This window comes from Aeromonas finlandensis, from assembly GCF_000764645.1.
Lineage (GTDB): Bacteria > Pseudomonadota > Gammaproteobacteria > Enterobacterales > Aeromonadaceae > Aeromonas > Aeromonas finlandensis.
This window is the reverse complement of the sequence record NZ_JRGK01000203.1, coordinates 1-5147: the sequence shown is the minus strand read 5'-3', so window position 1 is coordinate 5147 and position 5147 is coordinate 1. Positions and strand designations below refer to the sequence as shown.

At 53.8% G+C, this 5147-nt stretch carries 6 protein-coding genes; all 6 read right to left on the bottom strand.

Annotation, left to right across the window (positions count from 1 at the left end; all coding sequences use genetic code 11):
• The coding region (locus LD28_RS0112635; RefSeq protein ID WP_156120216.1) for a DUF489 family protein at window positions 1–205 on the bottom strand (205 nt) is incomplete at its 3' end.
• Window positions 206–417: 212 nt separating this feature from the next.
• Complete coding sequence (gene mnmA / locus LD28_RS0112630) at window positions 418–1524, bottom strand: tRNA 2-thiouridine(34) synthase MnmA (protein ID WP_005353619.1); 1107 nt, start codon at window positions 1522–1524, stop codon at window positions 418–420.
• A gap of 157 nt (window positions 1525–1681) precedes the next feature.
• Entirely contained in the window at window positions 1682–2173 is a 492-nt protein-coding gene (locus LD28_RS0112625; protein ID WP_050514322.1) for an NUDIX hydrolase, read from the bottom strand.
• Entirely contained in the window at window positions 2173–3087 is a 915-nt protein-coding gene (locus tag LD28_RS0112620; protein WP_033137315.1) for a pseudouridine synthase, read from the bottom strand. Before LD28_RS0112620 ends, LD28_RS0112625 begins: the two co-directional genes overlap by 1 nt.
• A gap of 459 nt (window positions 3088–3546) precedes the next feature.
• Window positions 3547–4080 carry a GNAT family N-acetyltransferase gene (locus LD28_RS0112615; protein ID WP_206538756.1) on the bottom strand — a complete coding sequence of 178 codons (534 nt, stop codon included), beginning with the start codon at window positions 4078–4080 and terminating at the stop codon, window positions 3547–3549.
• 140 nt (window positions 4081–4220) lie between these two features.
• Window positions 4221–5147 (bottom strand): restriction endonuclease (locus LD28_RS0112610; protein ID WP_033137314.1); only part of this gene is annotated, 927 nt, incomplete at its 5' end.

Here is a 5147-nt window from a genome sequence, read left to right as displayed (position 1 = left end):
GCGCGCGGTAGCCGTCGCGAATGGCCAGATGGGTGTTGTTGAACACCTCGAGCGGCTGGCTCGGGTTGGTCACCAGAATGCTGGAGAGGCTCTCGCGCAGGGCGGCCTCGTCACAGTTGCCGTCACGGGCCACCTTCTGCACCAGATACGCAGCCTGGCAGATGCCGGCAAAGGCCATTGTTCTGTCTTGGAATTTATCGCTCATATCTTCACAGCCCTGTTCTGTTCATTCACCGGCCGATGCCATGATCCGGCCTGGACGTTGCCAATCATGTATCGCTGCCTTGTGCTGTTTTTTCTTTGTCCCCTCTCCCTCAGGGAGAGGGTCAGGGTGAGGGTGGTTACCCCCTCATCCCCAACCCTTCTCCCGCGAGGGGAGAAGGGAGTACAGCGCGGACGCTTGTGAGCGCCCAGCCCTTAGACCGGATGGCTGAAACGTTGTTCGATGATGCCGCCGCCCAGACACACTTCCCCGTCGTAGAAGACGGCGGATTGGCCCGGGGTCACCGCAGCCTGTTTCTCGTCGAAGATGACCCGGATGGTCTCATCGTCGATGGGCTGGATCAGGCAGGGAATATCCTGCTGGCGGTAGCGGGTCTTGACGGTGCAGCGGCGCGGCTCGCGGATCGGAGTGCGATCCACCCAGTGCAGCTGGCTGGCGATGAGACCATCGGAGTAGAGGCGGGGATGCTCGCCCTGCGCCACCACCAGTACGTTGCGCTCGACCTCTTTATCGACCACATACCAGGCCTCTTCGGTGGCATCTTTGCGACCACCGATACCGAGCCCCTTGCGCTGGCCCAGGGTGTGATACATCAGCCCCTGATGCTCGCCGATCACCTTGCCATCCACGGTCTCGATTTTACCGGGCTGGGCGGGCAGGAACTTGGCCAGGAAGTCCTTGAACTTGCGCTCGCCGATAAAGCAGATGCCGGTGGAGTCTTTCTTCTTGGCGGTGATGAGATCGAGCTGCTCGGCGATGCGGCGCACCTCCGGCTTCTCCAGATCGCCAACCGGGAACAGGCTCTGACCCACTTGCTTTTCGCTCAGGGTATAGAGGAAGTAGCTCTGATCCTTGTTGGTATCGAGACCGCGCAGCAGGCGCGGGCGGCCGGTGCTGTCGTCACGGCGCACATAGTGGCCGGTGGCGATGTAGGTGGCACCCAGCTCTTCGGCGGCAAATTCGAGGAACGCCTTGAACTTGATCTCCTTGTTGCACAGGATATCCGGGTTTGGCGTGCGGCCCGCCTTGTACTCTTCGAGGAAGTGCTCGAACACATTGTCCCAGTACTCGGCCGCGAAGTTGATGGTGTGGAGTTTCATCCCCAGCTTGTCGCAGACGGCCTTGGCATCAGCCAAATCCTGGGCGGCAGAGCAGTACTCGTCCGTGTCGTCTTCTTCCCAGTTCTTCATGAACAAGCCTTCGACCTGATAGCCCTGCTGCTGGAGCAGGTAGGCCGAGACGGAAGAATCCACGCCGCCGGACATGCCGACGATCACCTTGATTTGGCTGTTGTCTGTCATTAGTCGAAGTTACCAGTTCGTTTAAACGGGGCGTATTCTACCAGAGTTTTGCGCCCCCGGTCACATATCCATGCCGCAGTTCCCATCAGGAGCCTGACAGCAGGAAATCGTTTTTCTGTTGTTGGCCTGCGCCGCCAGAAAAGAGCGTCAAATGGCCTCAGATAAAGGCCTTGAGAGCCGAGAGTGGCAGTCGTGTGCCCGCCAGATAGTCCTGAATGCACTGCCATACCAAGGGGCTGCGCAGAGCCGGTTTGCATTCCGCTATTTCTTCCAGAGTGAGCCAGTGGCAAGCGAGCACATCGCCGTCAGGATCCTCTGGATGGTGCTGACCGGGCGCTTTTTCAAGGTCAAAGATGATGGCGGTGCGCACATAGGTGGCCTCGCTGTCGGCCGGTTTGTAGAGATAGGTGCCGAGCCAAGCGGTCGGCGTGGCGGTCAGCCCCGTCTCCTCTTTCAGCTCGCGGCAGGCAGCGGTGAGCAGATCTTCACCGGCCTCCACATGACCTGCGGGCTGGTTGAAACGGCGCTGGCCTTTTATCTCCTCTTCCACCACCAGAAAGCGCCCCTGCCACTGCACCACGGCGGCGACCGTCAGGCGCGCCTCCATGCGGGCATGGCTGGTGGTCGATTGCTCTGCCTGATTGCTCATCATGACTCCTTGTCGTTGCTATTGGGATTGCCCACGCGGGCCGGTCGGCGTGCCGTACCGCGCCCGCTGCTGCGGGGTTTGCCGCCGGTCGGGCTTGGGGTTGAACTCGCAGTTGAGTGAGTAGCGCGGGGGCGCTCGTCCCGTTTCGGCTGGCTGGCCCGCCGTGGTGCATCCCCTGCCGGTTTGGCGGTATGGGCGCCTGAACGCGATGATGACGAACGCGGGCGGCTGGTGGCGAGCGGCGCCAGCTCGGGGGCGGGCAGGCTGCGGCTCTCGCCGGGTGCCAGACCATCGAGGGTCCAGTCACCGATGGCATAACGGATCAGGCGCAAGGTGGGGTGGCCGATATGGGCGGTCATCCGCCGCACCTGCCGGTTGCGTCCCTCGATAATCTTGATCTCCAGCCAGCTGGTGGGGATCTCCTTGCGCTCGCGAATGGGCGGATTGCGCGGCCACACATCGGGCTCGGCCATAATGCGTGCCCCGGCAGGCAGGGTCATGCCGTCGTTGAGCTCGACCCCTGCGCGCAGATCCGCCAGTTTCTCTTCGCTCGGAATGCCTTCTACCTGCACCCAGTAGGTCTTGGGAGTCTTCTCCCCCGGCTGGGTGAGGCGAGCCTGCAGCTTGCCGTCGTTGGTAAGCAGCAGCAGCCCCTCGCTGTCGCGATCGAGCCGCCCTGCGGCATAGATGCCGGGTTCGCTGATGTAATCCTTGAGGGTCTCACGGCCTGCCTCGTCGGTAAACTGGCAGAGCACCATGTAGGGCTTGTTCAACAGCAGCAACTTGCGATCAGCCGCTGCCAGTTCCGGTTTGCGGGGGGCTGCATGGCGTGGTGCGGCTGGTTTGGCCGCGGTGCGCGGTGCGTTGTCACGCGGCGCACGGCTGACAGAGAGACGGGGGCGGGGAGATTTCATCGGATACACACTTCAGACTGACGATGGCAGCGAGTGTACCACAGGGGGCTGAGAGCAGGATGAACGGCCGCAACGGCAGTCGCGCGTGTTGGCTTGTTGAAACCGGATAACATGTGGAGGCAACCGGGTTGACGCGGGTCCCAACAAGCTCCCGAATGTGGGCGCAGATGGCGAGCTATCCAGCACCCGCGGCGGTGAGAGCGAGAATCCGCGCGCTTGCCACTCTGGTGTATAGCCGAGCTGAAACGTATCCCGGTGGGAGTCATATTCAAGATGGCCGATCAGCTGGTTGCGAGATAAGAGAGTGTAGAGGGTTCACTTTTTAAAAAAGAAAGAGGGTGAGGAATGGCGTGGCAGGGGGGGGTCATGTTGTCTGCACAGCCACGCCAACATCAGAACCGGGACATTCACCTATTGGTTTGCTGGCGAGACAGCGCCGGGCCCAGAAAGGTGGGGTCCTCATATTTGTTGTGTGCATATAGTTAGCACCGAGGTTTTTCTTGACCCTGCAGTGCGTTTATTTGGGTCATAGAATGTCTCTACCAGCTCAAATCCAGCTTTTCGCATCATGCCTGCAGAGGGCAAATTCTCTTCGTGACGCTCGATATAGACATGGCTGCATTTTTGATTGCCAGCCAGTTTAATCGACTCTTTCAGGAGCTGGCTGCCCAGGCCCTTACCACGTTGACTTGCGGCAACAACGACGTCATTCACATACGCGATATCTGATAGTTCAGCATACTTGCTCAACTTGGCCGGGCACGCCTCTTTGATAATGAGAACTGCGAAGCCAACAATACCGTTGTCTTCTGCTAAAACGGGAATGGCTTTTCCCTGATTAACAAGTTGAAATTGATGCTCGATGCTTGCATCGGTAATGTAATTCCACTCATTTTTACCTTCTTTTATAAGGAGTGCCTTCATTGCTTTTAAATCAGCTTCGTTGAGCTGCCTAGAATATATTTTCATATGATATTTTATTTCCCATAACATTTTAGTTCTGTGGTACTTATATTTTTTGTGCATCTCAGCATTAAGATAAAAAGGACATCCACCTTCCGGTGTACTGGCTATCCGGCTATAAATATAGGATATGACGTCGCTTTTTTGCTAAGCAAGCCGCCGTTTTGAGGCTAGCCTATTTGCGATATATTAATAGAGTCTATTTGACATTCACTGAATACTGGATTGGTTATACATTTAATCTTGATTTCACCAATAGATGGAATATCTTCTCTATTTATTTTCTTAAGAGTGTTTTTATAGTCAATGATGAAGTCAGATTTGAAAATAATGTTTATTCCTTTTTCAATTACGTTGCGTAAGGCCGTAACATCTTTTTGTTCGTTGAGATAGCCAAAATAATATGTCTTTTGAATTTCATAGCTGATCAGGAAATTATCAATATATTTTTTTTGACCATGTATGTCACGAATGTAAAATGGAGGCGATATTATGCTTGGCAGATACCCATGTTCAAATTTCTCATATGTTGATAGAGTTTCAGGGGTCAGATTTTTTAAGTCACTTGTCAATGCTTTAATTACATCAGTGTCATTTACATTGAATATAGCATCTCTGTAAATTTGATCTCCTTGATTTAAATAAACCTGAAACATTGGGTTAACATTTACTGAGGATATCTCTGTAACTAAAATAGGTATTTCAATATCAATCTTCCACTTTTCACTTAATGCTTCATGTGCGGTATATAGTGAAATTCCAAGTCGACTTGCTTTACTTATAGCTGTTGAAGAAAATCCATTGGAGGAAACTAACACTCCTTTGTTTGCATTAACATCCTGCATCACCGAGTGAAGTGCATCTACGACACCTACGCTAACTTTCCCCTTATAGTCTTTGCACTCGATAATGGTTTTAATTTTTATTCCAGCAATTTCGGAGGTAATTAAAACATCGATTTGTCTTGGGCCATCTTTACCTTCTAGGTTTACGTTATGTTCAACTTTCTCATAGGCGGGTTGTTTTACTAGTTGCGAAAATATTTTTTCTGTAAGTTTTTCAAATTTAGTACCAGACTTCATTATTACTCCACTATC

Coding starts and splice junctions, on each gene's coding strand:
- LD28_RS0112620 (WP_033137315.1), bottom strand. CDS start 3,087: ATGAAATCTCCCCGCCCCCGTCTCTCTGTCAGCCGTGCGCCGCGTGAC.
- LD28_RS0112625 (WP_050514322.1), bottom strand. CDS start 2,173: ATGAGCAATCAGGCAGAGCAATCGACCACCAGCCATGCCCGCATGGAG.
- LD28_RS0112615 (WP_206538756.1), bottom strand. CDS start 4,080: ATGTTATGGGAAATAAAATATCATATGAAAATATATTCTAGGCAGCTC.
- mnmA (WP_005353619.1), bottom strand. CDS start 1,524: ATGACAGACAACAGCCAAATCAAGGTGATCGTCGGCATGTCCGGCGGC.